The sequence below is a fragment of the Reichenbachiella carrageenanivorans genome (assembly GCF_025639805.1).
GTDB classification, from domain to species: domain Bacteria; phylum Bacteroidota; class Bacteroidia; order Cytophagales; family Cyclobacteriaceae; genus Reichenbachiella; species Reichenbachiella carrageenanivorans.
Genome location: NZ_CP106735.1, coordinates 3843654 through 3859166, shown reverse-complemented (window position 1 = coordinate 3859166; position 15513 = coordinate 3843654). Strand labels below are relative to the sequence as shown.

Genomic DNA, 15513 nt, shown 5'->3' with positions numbered 1-15513 from the left:
CAAAAATTATTAACAAATGAAGAACAGCATCTTTTTACTATTGGTTGCTATTGTTTGGAGCGCATGTGAAACTGCAGTCACTTCGGGTGGAGCAGAGAGTTTGAACAACCTGCCCGAATATGCTGAAAAAACGGATTTCAAGCATATGCCTGGGTTGGTAAAAGCGACGGTGAAGTTCGGTGATAAAGTAGAGCAGGAAGGAGATTATTTGAATGGGTTTAGGAATGGTAGTTGGGTAACTTATCATCCCAATGAGATTGTGAAATCTATAGCTACCTATGTGAATGGAACTATGCATGGAGCACAGCTGTCTTTCGATAATAAAGGCAACTTGATTGCCAAGTCGAACTATGTAAATGGGATAGAGGAAGGCGAATTTGTCTATTACAGCAAGGGTACAATTACAGAAAAGAAAAATTATGTATCTGGTGAGCTAGATGGCAAACGCTCACAGTATTATGACAACGGCAAGATCATGGAAGAAAGTCACTGGCGAGATGGGAAAATGCACGGGATAGCTAAGTGGTACGATCAAAACGGAAAAGTAACATTGGAATACGAGTATGTAGATGGTGTATTAGTCAAAAAGTAAAAACGGGGAAGCAGATAGTTTTTCTTTATCTACCCATCATAAAAATCAATGTATTGACATTAACTATTTCTACTATATTTGCGTTTTCGGATGCATAAAAGAACTTTTAAATAACTATAGACATGAATAAAGCAGTAGAAATTACAGACAGCAACTTCAATGACGTATTGGCAACAGATCAACCAGTATTGGTCGATTTTTGGGCAGAATGGTGCGGACCTTGTAAGATGATTGGACCTGTAGTGGAAGAGCTTGCTGGGGATTATGACGGCAAAGCTGTAGTAGGCAAAGTAGATGTAGATGCTAACCCAGAGATGTCTGCTAAGTATGGTGTAAGAAGCATCCCAACTTTGCTCGTTTTCAAAAACGGTGAAGTAGTAGATAAACAAGTAGGAGCTGTACCAAAGGCGGTATTGGCTGGAAAGCTAGATGCACAATTGGCATAAGCCAAATCAAAATATCAATAAACAAAAATCCCGCGCTCATCGAGTGCGGGATTTTTTTATTTCCTTTTACTGCTGCGCGATGGGTACAGAAACCATGGTCTCATCCCAAGCAATGTTGAGTAGCAAACCTGTCGAGTCGCTATCAAAAGCCATGGTGAGTTGTTCTATTCCGCCAGTGGGTCCGTCTTGCACGGGCACTTGTACCTTGACTACATCTAGAGTGTAATCAGGTTCGAAATAACCAAACTCACCCAGTTGACTATTGAGTGACACTTCCCAATGGTCGGTATTGGGTACAGCATACATGCGATAGCGACCAGCAGCAACTGCTTTGCCTGCAAAGTTCACCTTGTGACTAAATGTGATTTCAGTGGCGTCGTTGGCACCGAGTCTCCAGTATTTACCGTAGGGTACCAATGCTTCTTCGCTTGCTTCACCGAAGATCAAACGTCCTTTTTTGTAGGGCTGGCAGTAGTCTACAGATACAGAAAGGTCGCCAGAGCTACCTTCTGCAGTAGTAAGAGGGCTATGCGAGCGGGTGGTCAGTACACCATAGGCGAAATAGCCCACCACAGCCACAACGATGGCAATTATTATTTTCTTTATCATAGTATGAAATGTTTTTTGTTTGTAACTGAAAGCTACTAGTAAAATATTATAAGTAAAACAGGTTTAGCCTTTCATACAAATTTGCTGATAGATACAGTATTGACATTTTTTTTCATCTTCTGTTTGAGAAAAGGCTACTGATGGGTCGAAAATTTCTGTGAGCAAAGAAGATAAGACTGTTTTAAATTCGCTCTCATAGTCGAGGTAATTCAGTATGACGGTACCCTTTCTTCCTTCTTTTTGAGTCAGTTGCGTGTCGAACTGTGCGCTAAACAAATCTTTGCTATTGAAAAGACCTGGTTGAATAGGACGAGTCTGATCAGGGTGATTTTCTTTATAAAGCATGCTGTAGTAAAACAGCTGAAAAACGGCTTTGTTTCGTTTGTTAGATTGGCTGTCGATCAGTTCTTCCATTAGACCAAAAGTACGTTCGTCACGCCCAGACTTATAGTCGAGTATGCGTACCACTTCTCCATATTCATCGATTCGATCGATAATTCCTTTCAAACCTACTTGTACAGAACCTGTGGTCGTTTCAATAGGAAAATCAACATTAAAATCTTTGGCTTCTAGTCCCAAGATATTAAATGGTGCATGCTGCTCGTCAAAAGCGAGAATTTGCAACATATATGATTTGATGACTTCATAAGCAATCAGCTGTCTGCCAGTTTGTTCTGCATTGTTACCCAGCTTTTGGTCTGCAAACGACTGTAGAATGGCTTGATCTAGTTGTTTTTTTGCTGTAGAGATATCGTCAGTGGTCCAGTATTTTTGATGCATATATAGATGTTCCATAGCGCCATGGAGCAAATTGCCAAACAAAGAAGGATCCATGTCTTCGACCAGTTCTTTAGGCTCTTTGATTTTCTCTAAATGCTGAAAGTAAAATTTAAGTTTGCAATCAATGTAAGTGTTGAGAGCGGAGGGAGAAAGTCGAGTGTAATCTTTGTCTGGGTGGACTAAAAATTGGTGTAATTGTTCGAGGACTTTTCCTTTCTTTTCAATGCGGATAATAGGATCAATTTCTGCTACAATCGGATTGACTAAACTCGTTTTGATAATAGGTAATTCCGTTTCGTATGCTAATTGTTTGACATATCTACTCAATTCTCCGTTGTGATTAAACTCCGAGATATTGTTGTATGAAATCCATAAGTTTTCGGCACTGTGTAGCAATCTGTAAAATAAGTACGATTGCATGGCATCCTGATGCTCTACCGTAGGTAGATCAAATGCTTTTCTAATATTATAAGGGATAAAAGACGTGTTAGAGCCGTCTTTAGGCCATTGGCCTTCGTTCATGCCAACGATCAGCACGTGCTTAAACGACAGGTTTCTGGTTTCTAATATTCCCATGACCTGAATACCTTGTTTGTGATCGCCAGATAGCGGGAGTTTTAAGGTAGTGCCCAGTTTCAAATACAACTTGTGGAAAGAATTGAAATTGAGTTGTATGCCATGTGAAGACATGGCTTTGTCGATTCGTTTGAGTGTGCCATGGATCAGTACAGTCACTGATCGATCGAGATCTGAGAGTAGAGGAAGGTCTAAGTCGCTTATAAAGGCAATCAAATGAGTAAGCAAGGACTGAGTAGTCTCTGTAGTATCTAGTATTTGCCCCAGTTCTGGGAAGTCGGACTTGATATCGGAGACCGATTGATAGATTTGATTGCCTTTGATGGCTGCCTGGTCGAAACGGGTCACACGCTCTTGTGTGATGCTTAGCAGATCATTGTATTCTAATAAGGCCAAGATTTCTCGGTGATGAATTTTCTTGACTTGGTTTGCTTGGTATTTGTCGTGGATGGCGATCACCTTGGCTAAAAATAGGTAAATTCTAGCCTGTGCTACCGACCAGCCCATCGTGACATTAGCGTGTGCTATATGGGTAGGAAGTGCATGTAGCATGCCTTGTAGTAGTGACTCGTCGGTAAGAATCACTAGTAGCTGAGATTGCTCCTGAGCAGTTAGCGATAGACGATCTATTTTTTGTGCAGCGCCTTTGATTTGGCCCATACTAAACGGTGCCGATAGCACTTCCATATGGAGTTTTGTTTGCGCGATGGTTTCCTTTAAGTCTCTGATTATCGAAGGTTTGAATTGCTCATCTTGTGCATACGTTCTGAAAAAAGTACCTGATTCTTGATTTTCATCATTGAAATAATAAGCATCTACATCCCAGAAAATATCAGTCTGTCCTTGTGCTAAATAGGTTTTGATAATTTGTTCCTCGGCTTTCGTTAAGGCGTTAAATCCGGCAAACCATAGCGTAGAGCCTTCATCTATAGGGATGACCTGCTCAGCATAAGTTCTAAACATCTGGCCTTTGTAAATCAGTCCGTTTTCGGTTAGCAATTCATTGAATCGATGATAGAGCTCCGCTAGTATAGACCAGGTAGCTATGAATTCGTCCTGCTTTTTGTTTGGGGTGGGCAAGAAGCCTTTCCAAAAGCTTTGAATAGTCTGCTGATCTTGCTCAGAGAGGTGCCTGAATGCCTCGTCCAATTCTTTTTGTGATTTGATTACACGAAAGATGTGAGCTACATCTACCAAGTAGTTATCAATGTCGTTGTAATCTTTTAATATCATTTCGCCCCAAGGGAAAAAAGCATCGAAATCCTCGGGTTGCTTCACGATCTCTTGGTAGGCCTTGTATAGCAAAAAGATCATTTGGAGATCATCCGCATAGTTTTTGGTTTGTTTGATTTCTACAAATTCCTCGAAACTCATAATGGCAGGAGACCAAATGGGGCGGTCATACAGCTGTGCCAGATAGTCTGCGAAGTAGACGCCCGCTCGTTTGTTGGGGAAAATAACAGTGAGCCGATCGCACTGGTGGTCAAATTGATCTTGGCATTTTTGAGCAAGTGATTGGAGGAAATTGTTGTCGTTTGTCAATGGTCTGGTATTGAAGCTTGATCCTGTAAATTAATAAGCCAATCGCTAAAGGTGAAATCAATCCTCCAAGGCTTTCAAACCCCTGCGGGATTCACGGAAGATCAACAATAAAAAATCAACGAAGGAATGACAATCGACGGCTTGTGACAAACCATTTCTAATATTTTTTTGTTTAATTAGTGTTTGGTCAAAATACAGTTTGCAGTCGGTTCTTATAGATTGTTTGCCATTTTGATATCCAATCCTGTGATAACACAATTAAAAATGGTGTTTCGCAGATGGACGAAATATAATTTTTAAAACAAGGGTGTTTGCCTTTTAAGTTGATATATTTAAAAGGATCATTATTTTCAACCAAAATAGAATCGTATGAAACATTTTTTACAAACCGCACTGGTGGCTTTCTCATTCATTTTTATCGCCTCATGTTCTAGTGATGACCCAGAGCCACCTCATATAGTTGGGGCATGGACTTTAGAGGCGTTGAACGGAATTAACTTCCCTGATGCCTATTCTGCTTGGGAAGAAGTAGGGTATACTACCGCTGGATATGACTTGGAAATAAATAATGATGGAACATTTGTAGAGCGAATCAAAAGAACGGGGCAGTCAAGTCTTGTTTTGCCAGGGACATGGGAGTTTGAAGAAGACGGTGAAGATTTAGTTTTAACGTTTGATGATGAAGATTACGATCCAGAGACTTACAAAGTCACCAAAAATGAGTTGGATGTCCTTTGGTTTACTACTGAGTATTCTGATGTATTCATTTCTAATGCAAACTTGCAAAAGTTGATTGATGACTATGGATCTATTGATGATGGGTATGATTATCTCAACTCACTAGATGCTGATGATGCTAATGATTTAGCCATCTTGCAAGAGTATTATCAATATGTAACATTTGATTTGCAGTATTCATTAATCAGAAGTGAGTAATACTAAGTTTGTAAGGGATAAAATAATTCATTTTTAATGGCCAAATTAAGTAGGTGGATAGGAATAGGAGCGTTTGTATTACTGAGTACTTTGGCCTATTCTCAGTCTTCCAATATTTCTGGTAAGGTATTAGATGCCAGTGGCGAACCCATGGTAGGGGTGTCTGTAGTGATCGACAATACCACTACGGGTGCCATTACAGATTTAGATGGCAACTTTAAACTTAAGGCTGATGTCGGGAATGTACTGGTCGTCCGAATGCTTGGTATGCAGGATCAACGCATTAAAGTATCTAACCCCAACCAACAATTTAGTATCAAACTTATAGAAGAGTCTGTTTCCCTTCAGGAAGTAGTAGTCAATGGATTTCAGGAAGTAGATCGCAAGCTCTTTACTGGCGCCTCGGAAAACCTAAAAATGGGCGACATCGAAGCCAAAGGCATCGTAGATGTGAGTCGCGTCCTCGAAGGCCGTGTAGCAGGTGTGAATGTAGACAACGTATCAGGCACCTTCGGATCGTCGCCCAAAATAAGGATTCGTGGCAACGCCTCTATCAATGGCAACAATCAACCACTTTTTGTGGTAGATGGCGTGATCTTGGAAGACCTATCTAATGTAAATACCGACGATTTTATCTCAGGAAACGCCAATACCCTGATCAGCTCCTCGATTGCTAATATCAATCCGGATGATATCGAATCCTTTCAGATTTTGAAAGACGCTTCGGCTACGGCTATCTACGGTGCTAGAGCAGCCAATGGTGTTATCGTGATTACCACTAAAAGAGGCAAGAGTGGTGCGCTTCGCGTTAATTATTCTGGAAATTACTCGGTAAAACTCCGACCTACCTACAATCAGTTTAGCCTACTCAATTCCGCCGAGGAAATGTCCGTCTATCGTGAAATGCAGCAGAAAGGCTTGATAGACATCACCACTTCTGTGAAAGCCAAGAACTACGGCTCGATGGGTAAAATGTATACCAAAATTGCTAATCACGAAATACCATGGGGGGCAGGAGGTGGCCTCAATGAGGCTTATTTGAATCCATATGAAAATGCCAATACCGATTGGTTTGATGTGCTGTTTAGGGATTTTGGTTTGCAACAGCAGCACTCACTCAGCTTTACCTCTGGTACGGATAAATCCAATAGCTATTATTCTATTAGTTATCTCAACGACGCTGGCCAGACCATTGCAGATCAAGTCCAACGGCTGACTGCTAGCTCGAGAAACACCTATTTTTTGTCTGAAAAATTCACTTTTGGTCTCAAGCTTTCTGCTAGTTATAGAGATCAGAAAGTTCCAGGTACGAGAAATAGAGAGTTTGACCCCATCACAGGTAAGTATAGCAGAGGTTTTGATATCAATCCATTGAGCTATGCTTTGAATACCAGCCGCTCGATTAGACCCTATGATTCGAATGGTGAATTGGAGTATTTTAGAAGAAACTATGCCGATTTCAATATCTTGGAAGAATTGAGCTACAACTTCATAGATATTAATGTGACGGATGTATCTACACAAACAGATTTCGAATTGAACCCAGTTAAAAACTTGTCGCTGAAAGGAGTCATGCAATTGCGATACGCTGCTACGCAACGAGACCATACGGTACATGAGCGATCTAATCAGGCCGAAGCCTACCGGGCCAACAACACGCAGTTTATTCAAGATGCCAACAATCTACTTTATAGAGATCCAGACAACCCAGGGTTGAATCCTGTAGTGGTTTTGCCTGTAGGCGGATTCAACTATCTGGACAAGACCGACATGCTCAATTTTTTTAGCAGAGTGAGTGCAGAATGGTCCAAGACTTTCAGTGAAAATCATCAAGTCAATGTGTTGGCAGGTCAAGAATTGAGATTTACTAACAGGGCAGAAAAGAGTACGACGGGTCTGGGTGTGGTTTATGAAAGTGGAGGCATATCCGTGCCTGATCCAAATATTATCAAGTTTTTTAATTCACAAAATATTGAAATTTATTCGCAAAACGAATTGAGAGACAGATTTGTAGGGTTGTTTTTGAATGGAGGCTATGCTTACAAAGGGAAGTATATAGCCAATTTCACCGTACGGTATGATGGCTCTAATCAGCTTGGAGAAAGCAAGAATGCCAGATATCTACCTACTTGGAATGTGAGTGGTGCCTGGAACGTACACAATGAGGCTTTTATGTCCAATCTAAGCCTGATCAATCAATTGAAAATAAGAGGAACTTATGGTGTCTCAGGAAATCTACCACCAGACGCCAGTGCCTTGCTCAACTTGCAAGCTAATGTGACAGTAAGACCCACTGACCAAGAGCCTTATTTGTATATCAAAGATCTTACGAATACAGAATTAACTTGGGAAAAGCTAAAAGAACTGAATATAGGCGTAGATGTTAGCCTGTTAGATAACCGGATCAATACCTCGATAGACTGGTATAGTCGCCAATCGTTTGACTTGATCGGTCAGGTGCTGACCAGCGGAGTAGGTGGACAAAGCATCAAAACGGGCAATTTTGCAGATATGGAATCTCAGGGGTTCGAGTTTACACTTAATACCGTAAACATGACTAGAGGAGATTTTTCTTGGACGTCGAATTTCAATGTGGGATACACCAAAGATAGAATCACCAGACTAGATTATGGACCTAGATTGGTAGATGCGCTGTCGCAAAATGGAGCTGCCGTATTAGGTGGTCCTAGGCGAGGTCTGTACTCTTCTCGATTTGCCGGACTTAGTAGTACAGGTTTCCCGACTTTCTATGATGAAAATGACGGTGTAGTTTTTCAGTATGACTTGCAAAGCAGAGAAAACTTGACGGAGACTTTGAAATATGAAGGCTCGACTGAACCACGGGGTAGTGGTGGTTTGAGCAATACCTTTTCATGGAAGGGTTTGTCTTTCAGTTTCTTACTGTCTTATAAATTTGATTACAAAATCAGACTCAACGATGTGGTAGAGACAGATGCACAATACACAGACTTTGATGCCTTGCCTGCTGAAATGGCCAACCGCTGGGTAGTGCCAGGTGATGAAAATACGACTAATGTACCAGCCATTCTTGATCAGCAATTGGTAAGTGCAGGAGGAGAAGATCTCAATGCTTATTCACTCTATAATTTGAGCGATATCAGAGTGGCTGATGGTGATTACATTCGATTGAAAAATGTGAGGTTGTCTTATCAACTGCCTTCTCCATGGGTACAAAAGATAGGGTTGAACAACGTGAACATGAGTATAGAAGGGCAGAACCTGTGGTTGATCTATTCAGATGATGCACTCAATGGTCAAGACCCTGAATTTTTTAGTTCGGGAGGGGTATCATTGCCACAGCCGAGATTGGTGACATTTTCTTTAAATATTGGCATTTGATCTAATGAGGAAACTGATACACATAGCGCCTAAATTAACGAAAGTGTCGATTCGAATCACACTGGTTTGTCTGTCGGTCGTTTGGCTACCTGCCTGCGATTCTTACCTGGAGGAAGTACCTGATGACCGGGTGTCGCTCGATGATTTGGATAAAGCGGCTCAGCTCGTGACCAATGCCTATTCGGATGCTAGTTATGCATTTACCGACTGGATGACGGATGATTTTACCTATACTATTGGCACCAATTTGCGACCAGCACATGAGCAAATGTATCTATGGCAAGACCCTACTTCAGATCCAGAAGAGCAGGATACGCCAGGCTTCTTTTGGTATCAGACCTATAATGCTATTTCTCATGCCAATGAAGTGTTGCAAATCATCGACGACTTGGAAGTAGACGAAGAAGATGAAGCCCGAAGAGACGCCATCAAAGGGGAGGCTTTACTCGCCAGAGCTTATGGACATTTTATGTTGGTGAATCTCTTTAGTGAAGATAATTTTATATTTAAAAATGGTTTGGGGTTAGGCGTGCCCTACATAGAATCTCCTGAAACGGAGTTTTTAGTAGAGTATAAGCGACCTTCAGTAAAGAAGACGTATGAAGAAATAGAAGATGATTTGAAATTAGGCTTAGAGCTGATAGATGATCGTTATTTTACCAATTCAGGCAAGTATCATTTTAATAAAAATGCTGCCTTGGCCTTTGCTTCAAGGTTCTACCTTTTCAAAGGAGATTTTATTAGATCTTTACAATATAGTGACGAACTCTTAGGAGCTAATCCAGAGGCTTATGTTCGAGATATGACATCAGAATTATTTAGGTCAGCCAAGGCTTCCACTACGGGTTATCCGCAGCTGTATAATTCGACCGATCTAGCGAGTAACCTACTGCTTATCAGAAAAGTATCTTTGTTTCAGCGTACAGACTATGCGTTTGGTGTCGATCGCAACGATTATGGGAGTTTGTTTGCTACTACGATATTCGATGATGTGACCGATGAGCGAGAAAACCCTGCTTGGGTAAAAGGATTGAATGCGTTATTTCCCGTTCGATACGAAAGCTTATTTCAGCGCAGCAGTATCAACTCTAATGTAGGTACACCGTACCATATTGCTATTGCTTTTAGAGGAGAAGAAGTCCTGCTCAATCGAGCGGAATGTTACATTCAGTTGGGAAGAAACGACGACGCTATTGCTGATCTACAAGTGCTAATAGATCGCAGGTTTACTGGAGATGATGTTACCCTTTCGATGGCTCGATTGCGAACATTCTATCCTGCTTCTTGGACTGATTTTGGGATTTTATACGAGTATTTGATTTTGACTAGGCAAAAGGAATTCCTTGCGCAAGGGATGCGTTGGTTTGATTTGAAACGGTTTCAAGTGCCTGTGGAGCACTATGGGCCTGATGGCAACGTGATTGGTACGCTTGAGGGAGATGATAAAAGAAAAGTATTACAACTACCAAATTCTGCTGTGGAAGTAGGTGGGCTAGAAGGTAACGATCGTTGATATGAAAGAGCTTTTCAAATATATAATCACAAAACCTGTCGCATGGAAATCATGGGTGGGCAGTGGGCTATTGCTGTTGGTGGTTACTTCTTGTTTTGAAGAGGATAAACTGGATGAAACCGTGAAAACCGAAGATGATCCTACGACTACGTTGGATATTTATATAGATGATAATTTTACGCAAGAGTATGGTATCGCTATACGGTATCGTTATGTAGATAATTTTGTAGAGGTGGGCCAAAGCGTGACGCCTCCCAAGCTGGATGTGGTGAGGCCTATGCTGGATCTGGTAGATAAGTATTGGATAGAAGTGTATGAGGCAGTACCTAGCGGAGAGACTTATTTCAGACGATACGTTCCTGCGGAACTCGTGTTTTTAGGAGGATTAATATACAATGGAGATGGTACCGTGACACTGGGAACGGCAGATGCAGGTGCCCGAATTGTATTTACAGATGTCAACTCTATAGATGTGAATGACGATGAATGGCTGCTTAGACAGTTGCATACCGTGTACCATGAGTTTGCTCACATTGTACATCAGAATGATAAATTGCCTACAGGATTTGAAGAAATAGCAGCATCGGGATACAGCAGTGCGGGTTCTTGGTTTAATCTTACGGATGAAGAAGCGCTAGAGCGGGGATTTGTATCGCCATATGCTACCAGTAGCCCCAATGAAGATTTTGCCGAGACCATTGCGTTTTATATGGCCGAAGCTGATTTTTTCGATACCTATATCAATCAGGAAGATAATTGTACTACGGCAGCTTGTGAAGAAAGAAACCAAGGTCGTTTACTTATTTTGGAAAAACTCAATGCAATAAAAGAGCATTACCTAAAGTCTACAGGTGTAGATTTAGACGATTTGAGAGCAGCAGTTCAAGCCATATTATAAGCATCATGAATAAATTCAAATACTTGTTTATTGTCAGTTTGATGTGGCTTGGGGCTTGCAGTCATGAGCTAGAGAAGCTTACGCCTCCAGAAGAGCGTAGCGAGGCTGCAATCGGTGATTTGATCAATGAACTTACCCAACCTGCCAATGGCTGGATGATGAACTATCAACCTACGCCGACATCAGGTGTTTTTTATATGTTGATGGAATTTTCAGAGGATGGTACTGTACGTATTCAATCTGATGTACCTGGAGACAATGGTTATTTCTTTGACCAGACCATCCCATATCGAATCGATGCTAGTTTGCATTTAGAGTTGATTTTTGAAACCTATGGAGTGTTACATTATCTCTTTGAAATAGACCAGTCCACTTTCGGTGCTGAATTTGAATTCTATTATGTAGGTAAACAGGGGGACAATATAGTCCTTTCTAGTAAAACAGACAGCCAAAGCAATCCTACTGAATTGTTGATGGTGCCAGCTATTGCCAATGCAGCTGATGCACTTTCACAAGAGCTGTCAACCAATATGGAGGCTTATGATTCGTTACATGCTGTTTTTACAGGGCCTATGCAACACATCGTGCTCAAAGATCAAATTTCTCTTTTTTGGAGGATTAGTCCCTACGATCGAGTGATTCAGGTCAGAGGAGCCGCTGTGGGTACGACTACGGCAGAAGTGGTGAGTATCAACAAAACCAACGAACTGGATCATGTCACAGGCTACAGTTATTTTGATGAGCAGGTGGTGTTGACCGATCCATTTGATTTTACGCTTGACGGTATAGAATACACCATTTCAGCCTTAGAACTGACTAATTTTTCTAGAGAAACGACCACGGTATGTACCACCGACGACTACTATGCTCCATTGTATGATGGACAAGTAGAAGGGATAGGTACAGTTCAAATACATCAAACACTGTTTGATGTAGCAGGATTAGGTTTTCAGCCTCAAGCGGAGCGCTATAGTGTGAATGTGTACTATGTACTAAGTGATGAGGGCTTTTCCATTTCAGAATATGGGATTATCGAAGAACTTTATCCCAATGCTACCAATTTTATTTTCAATTACGGGTTTAATGATGTAGCTGAGCCAGCCTATGCAGTAGGGCTGGCAGTACAAGCCGACGATGGCACTACCCAAGTCCTTTTAAGGGAGTTTGAGACCACCACTACTGTAGAAAACCATGTCGAAGTAGTGTTTAAAGATGAAGCGACTGATCCGTATTACCCAGCGACCATCTCCGCAGAGGATCGTGCCAATATCAAAACGATCACGGATGAGATATTTGGTGTAGGAGGTGGGACGGTCTATGCTGCAGAGATTGAGTTTTCCAATACGGAAGGGCTCACGATTTTTGATTTGTACAACCCCTGTACTGAATACGAATTTTTGCTGGTGCAATAAATTCATGAAATGATCTTGTAGGAGGTTTCATTGTTGAAAAGTTATTAAATAACTTTTGATGGAAATCTAAACTACTCTTCATGAAAATGGTCATTATTAAAAATCACCTCTCCCTTTCTAAGCAATTAAGTTATGGACTAGTTTTTATGGCTTTGGCTATGCTACATTGGTCTGCTATCGCTCAGGTGAAAAAAGGTCCTGATCCTTTGACCCTGCAAGAAAAGCGCATTAAGGATATACTAAAAGAAGCCTACGATAAGTATAAAAATGATCAATCGGGGACTAATGCAGACTATATCCCTGAGCTAGCCAAGGTAGATCCAGAGCTGTTTGGGATCGTAGTAGTGACAGTGGGTGGTAAGAGGTATGGAGTAGGAGATATCGATTATACTTTTTCTATTCAGTCGATTTCTAAAGTATTTACGCTAGCGCATGTGCTCCAAGAGATGGGTTCGGAAGCCATATTAGATAAATTAGGGGCTGAGGCCACAGGCATGCCATTTAATTCGGTGATGGCTGTGGAGTTGCAGCCTGGCAGAGTGGGAAACCCCTTTGTGAATGCAGGTGCGATGGCAACAACCAGCCTGGTGTCAGGTAAAGATCAAACTGAAAAATGGGATAGGATACAGGCCTATTACAGTGATTTTGCTGGAGAACCACTGGCAGTTATTACTTCTGTATATAAGTCCGAATCGAAAACGAATCAGCACAATCAGGCAATGGCCAAGTTGCTGGCATCCTATGGAAAGATGTATGACGAGCCAGCAACAGTGGTGGATCGCTATACTAAGCAATGTGCCATCGGAGTGAATACCAAGCAGCTTGCAGTTATGGGGGCAACTTTGGCAGCAGGAGGGGTAAACCCATATACAGGTAAGCAGTTGCTCAGCCCAGAAGAGATACCCAAGATTTTGTCTTTGATGCTTACTGCTGGTCTTTATGATTATTCTGGGACTTGGTCTTATCGCACTGGGCTACCTGCCAAAAGTGGCGTAGGAGGAGGGATACTAGCAGTGATTCCTGGCAAAGGAGCTATCGCGGCCTTTTCTCCCAGATTGGATCAAGCGGGTAATAGTGTAAGAGCGCAAAAAGCCATCGCTCATATATCTAAAGAACTTGGGGCTAATATCTTTTTTCGCAATTTTCAGAATAAGGACTGATAGTCGGTGGATCGATAGATCCTAAAGCTAGGAGTGCAGGCATTGTTTTAATTTTCTGGAAGAAAAAGGGGGGATTATTCGCATGGCAAAACTAAAATTGTTAATTTCATTATGTTACAACTTCATTAAAACCTGATCTAAATGAACCTTTCTAAATCCTCTACCAACATTCTGCTGATTGATTTTTGGCCTATTGGCCTATCTGTATGTACCAATGATCAATATGAAATGAACCAAAAGCATTCAGGTAAACTTTCAGTTGGTGCTCCCGAATTCAAAGGAAAGACATGACGTGCGACTGGTGCATTTTGGAGATCTGTCCCTATGTTTAATTCACTTGCAAGCGAAGGTTTAAATTATAAACTATGAATAAAATATTTATACTATGCCTGTTGCTCTCTCTTGTAGGGTTTAGTAGGCTTTCGGCTCAGACGGATTCTACATCTGTAGCTTCGGAGTCAGCAGAGGATGAAGAAAAGCTTATTCGTGAGCTTTCCTTTGTGCCTATGCCCGTTTTGGCAGCTAACCCAGCCATGGGATTTATGTATGGATTGGCACCTTCGGCCAGTTGGATGATGGGAGATGATGCGAGTACACACCGCTCTTCTTTGGTGTCGTCTATCATATACACTACTAAGAAACAGTTTTTGTTTTTTATTAAGACAAATATCTTTTTGAAAGATGATTCGTGGAATTTGATGGGGGATTGGCGCTATTTCGCTACCTCGCAGCCTACCTATGGTTTAGGAACAGGGCCATCTTCAAATACCTTGGCATCAAACGGCTTCGAATATGATGATGGAAGCTATTCTAAAGGTATAAACGAAGCCCAAATGATGGATTTTAATTACTTGCGTTTTCACGAAACGGCGTTGAAGCGGGTGGGAGATACTCGATTTTTTGCAGGACTGGGGTATCATTTGGATTATCATTATAATATTGATGACAAGCTATTGGGCTTAGGTAATGATGGTATAATAGACGCAGGAGATACGGTTACTTCACATTATGCCTATTCTACTTATTATGGTTTTGATCCTGAATCCTATTTGCTTTCTGGTATTTCTATCAATGGCTTATTCGATAGTAGAAACAACATGATTAACCCTACAGATGGGCGCTACGGTTTTATATCTTTTCATATCAACCCTACTTTCTTCGGGAGCGACAAGAATTCAACGAGCCTTTGGCTCGAATACAGAGATTATTTCCGTATGAGTCAAAAGCGGCCTCGTCATTTAATAGGAGTTTGGACTTATGCCAATTTTGTGACTAGTGGAGAAGTGCCATATTTAGACCTTCCAGCTATTGGCTGGGATCAGTTTGGTCGATCGGGTAGAGCCTATCCGCAAGGGCGCTTTAGAGGGCAAAGTATTGCTTATGCAGAGGCAGAGTACCGTTTTCCACTCATGGTCAATAGCGACCTAATCGGAGGTGTAATATTTGCAAATGCAACTACTGCTACGAATGAAGATACTGACCTCAATTTGTTTGAGTACGTAGATCCAGGAGTAGGCTTAGGCTTGCGAGTGATGATTAATAAAAAATCTCAAACTAATATTTCATTGGATTATGCTTGGGGTCGGTATGGAGCACAAGGCTTTTACCTCAACGTCAATGAGACCTTTTAAAATAGAGTGTTAGAATCATTAAACTGAATATGAAAATCAATGAAAACATACTGCGAAA

General features: G+C 41.4%; 12 protein-coding genes. 10 read left to right on the top strand and 2 right to left on the bottom strand.

The window, feature by feature from the left end; translation table 11 throughout:
• Window positions 1–16 precede the first annotated feature (16 nt).
• Together N7E81_RS15660 and trxA are read left to right on the top strand one after the other, a co-directional pair.
• Window positions 17–592, top strand: a complete 576-nt coding sequence (locus N7E81_RS15660; RefSeq protein ID WP_263050539.1) for a toxin-antitoxin system YwqK family antitoxin — start codon at window positions 17–19, stop codon at window positions 590–592.
• A gap of 122 nt (window positions 593–714) precedes the next feature.
• Window positions 715–1038 (top strand): thioredoxin, encoded by a 324-nt coding sequence (gene trxA / locus N7E81_RS15655; RefSeq protein WP_263050538.1) that lies wholly within the window; start codon window positions 715–717, stop codon window positions 1036–1038.
• Between the two features lie 66 nt (window positions 1039–1104).
• On the opposite strand, the gene N7E81_RS15650 is transcribed toward trxA, so the two are convergent.
• Together N7E81_RS15650 and N7E81_RS15645 are read right to left on the bottom strand one after the other, a co-directional pair.
• Window positions 1105–1647: a DUF2911 domain-containing protein gene (locus tag N7E81_RS15650; protein WP_263050537.1), complete on the bottom strand. Its 543-nt coding sequence runs from the start codon at window positions 1645–1647 to the stop codon at window positions 1105–1107.
• A gap of 63 nt (window positions 1648–1710) precedes the next feature.
• On the bottom strand, window positions 1711–4545 hold the full coding sequence (locus N7E81_RS15645) for a PD-(D/E)XK nuclease family protein (protein WP_263050536.1): 2835 nt from the start codon (window positions 4543–4545) through the stop codon (window positions 1711–1713).
• Window positions 4546–4914: 369 nt separating this feature from the next.
• Between N7E81_RS15645 and N7E81_RS15640 the strand changes: the two genes are divergently transcribed.
• The 8 genes from N7E81_RS15640 to N7E81_RS15605 all read left to right on the top strand — a co-directional run bounded on the left by N7E81_RS15640 (window position 4915) and on the right by N7E81_RS15605 (window position 15455).
• The gene (locus N7E81_RS15640) at window positions 4915–5481 is read left to right on the top strand and encodes a hypothetical protein (RefSeq protein WP_263050535.1); all 567 of its coding nucleotides are present in this window, start codon (window positions 4915–4917) and stop codon (window positions 5479–5481) included.
• 36 nt (window positions 5482–5517) lie between these two features.
• Window positions 5518–8841 (top strand): SusC/RagA family TonB-linked outer membrane protein, encoded by a 3324-nt coding sequence (locus N7E81_RS15635; protein ID WP_263050534.1) that lies wholly within the window; start codon window positions 5518–5520, stop codon window positions 8839–8841.
• A 4-nt stretch (window positions 8842–8845) separates the two neighbouring features.
• Window positions 8846–10354, top strand: coding sequence for a RagB/SusD family nutrient uptake outer membrane protein (locus N7E81_RS15630; RefSeq protein ID WP_263050533.1), 1509 nt, complete (start codon window positions 8846–8848; stop codon window positions 10352–10354).
• 1 nt (window position 10355) lies between these two features.
• The gene (locus N7E81_RS15625) at window positions 10356–11252 is read left to right on the top strand and encodes a putative zinc-binding metallopeptidase (protein ID WP_263050532.1); all 897 of its coding nucleotides are present in this window, start codon (window positions 10356–10358) and stop codon (window positions 11250–11252) included.
• A 5-nt stretch (window positions 11253–11257) separates the two neighbouring features.
• On the top strand, window positions 11258–12664 hold the full coding sequence (locus tag N7E81_RS15620; protein WP_263050531.1) for a DUF4302 domain-containing protein: 1407 nt from the start codon (window positions 11258–11260) through the stop codon (window positions 12662–12664).
• Window positions 12665–12744: 80 nt separating this feature from the next.
• Complete coding sequence (gene glsA, locus N7E81_RS15615; protein WP_263050530.1) at window positions 12745–13824, top strand: glutaminase A; 1080 nt, start codon at window positions 12745–12747, stop codon at window positions 13822–13824.
• A gap of 141 nt (window positions 13825–13965) precedes the next feature.
• Window positions 13966–14115, top strand: coding sequence for a hypothetical protein (locus N7E81_RS15610; RefSeq protein ID WP_263050529.1), 150 nt, complete (start codon window positions 13966–13968; stop codon window positions 14113–14115).
• Between the two features lie 74 nt (window positions 14116–14189).
• A complete protein-coding gene (locus N7E81_RS15605; protein WP_263050528.1) occupies window positions 14190–15455 on the top strand; it encodes an outer membrane protein assembly factor in 1266 nt (421 codons plus the stop codon).
• Window positions 15456–15513 lie beyond the last annotated feature (58 nt).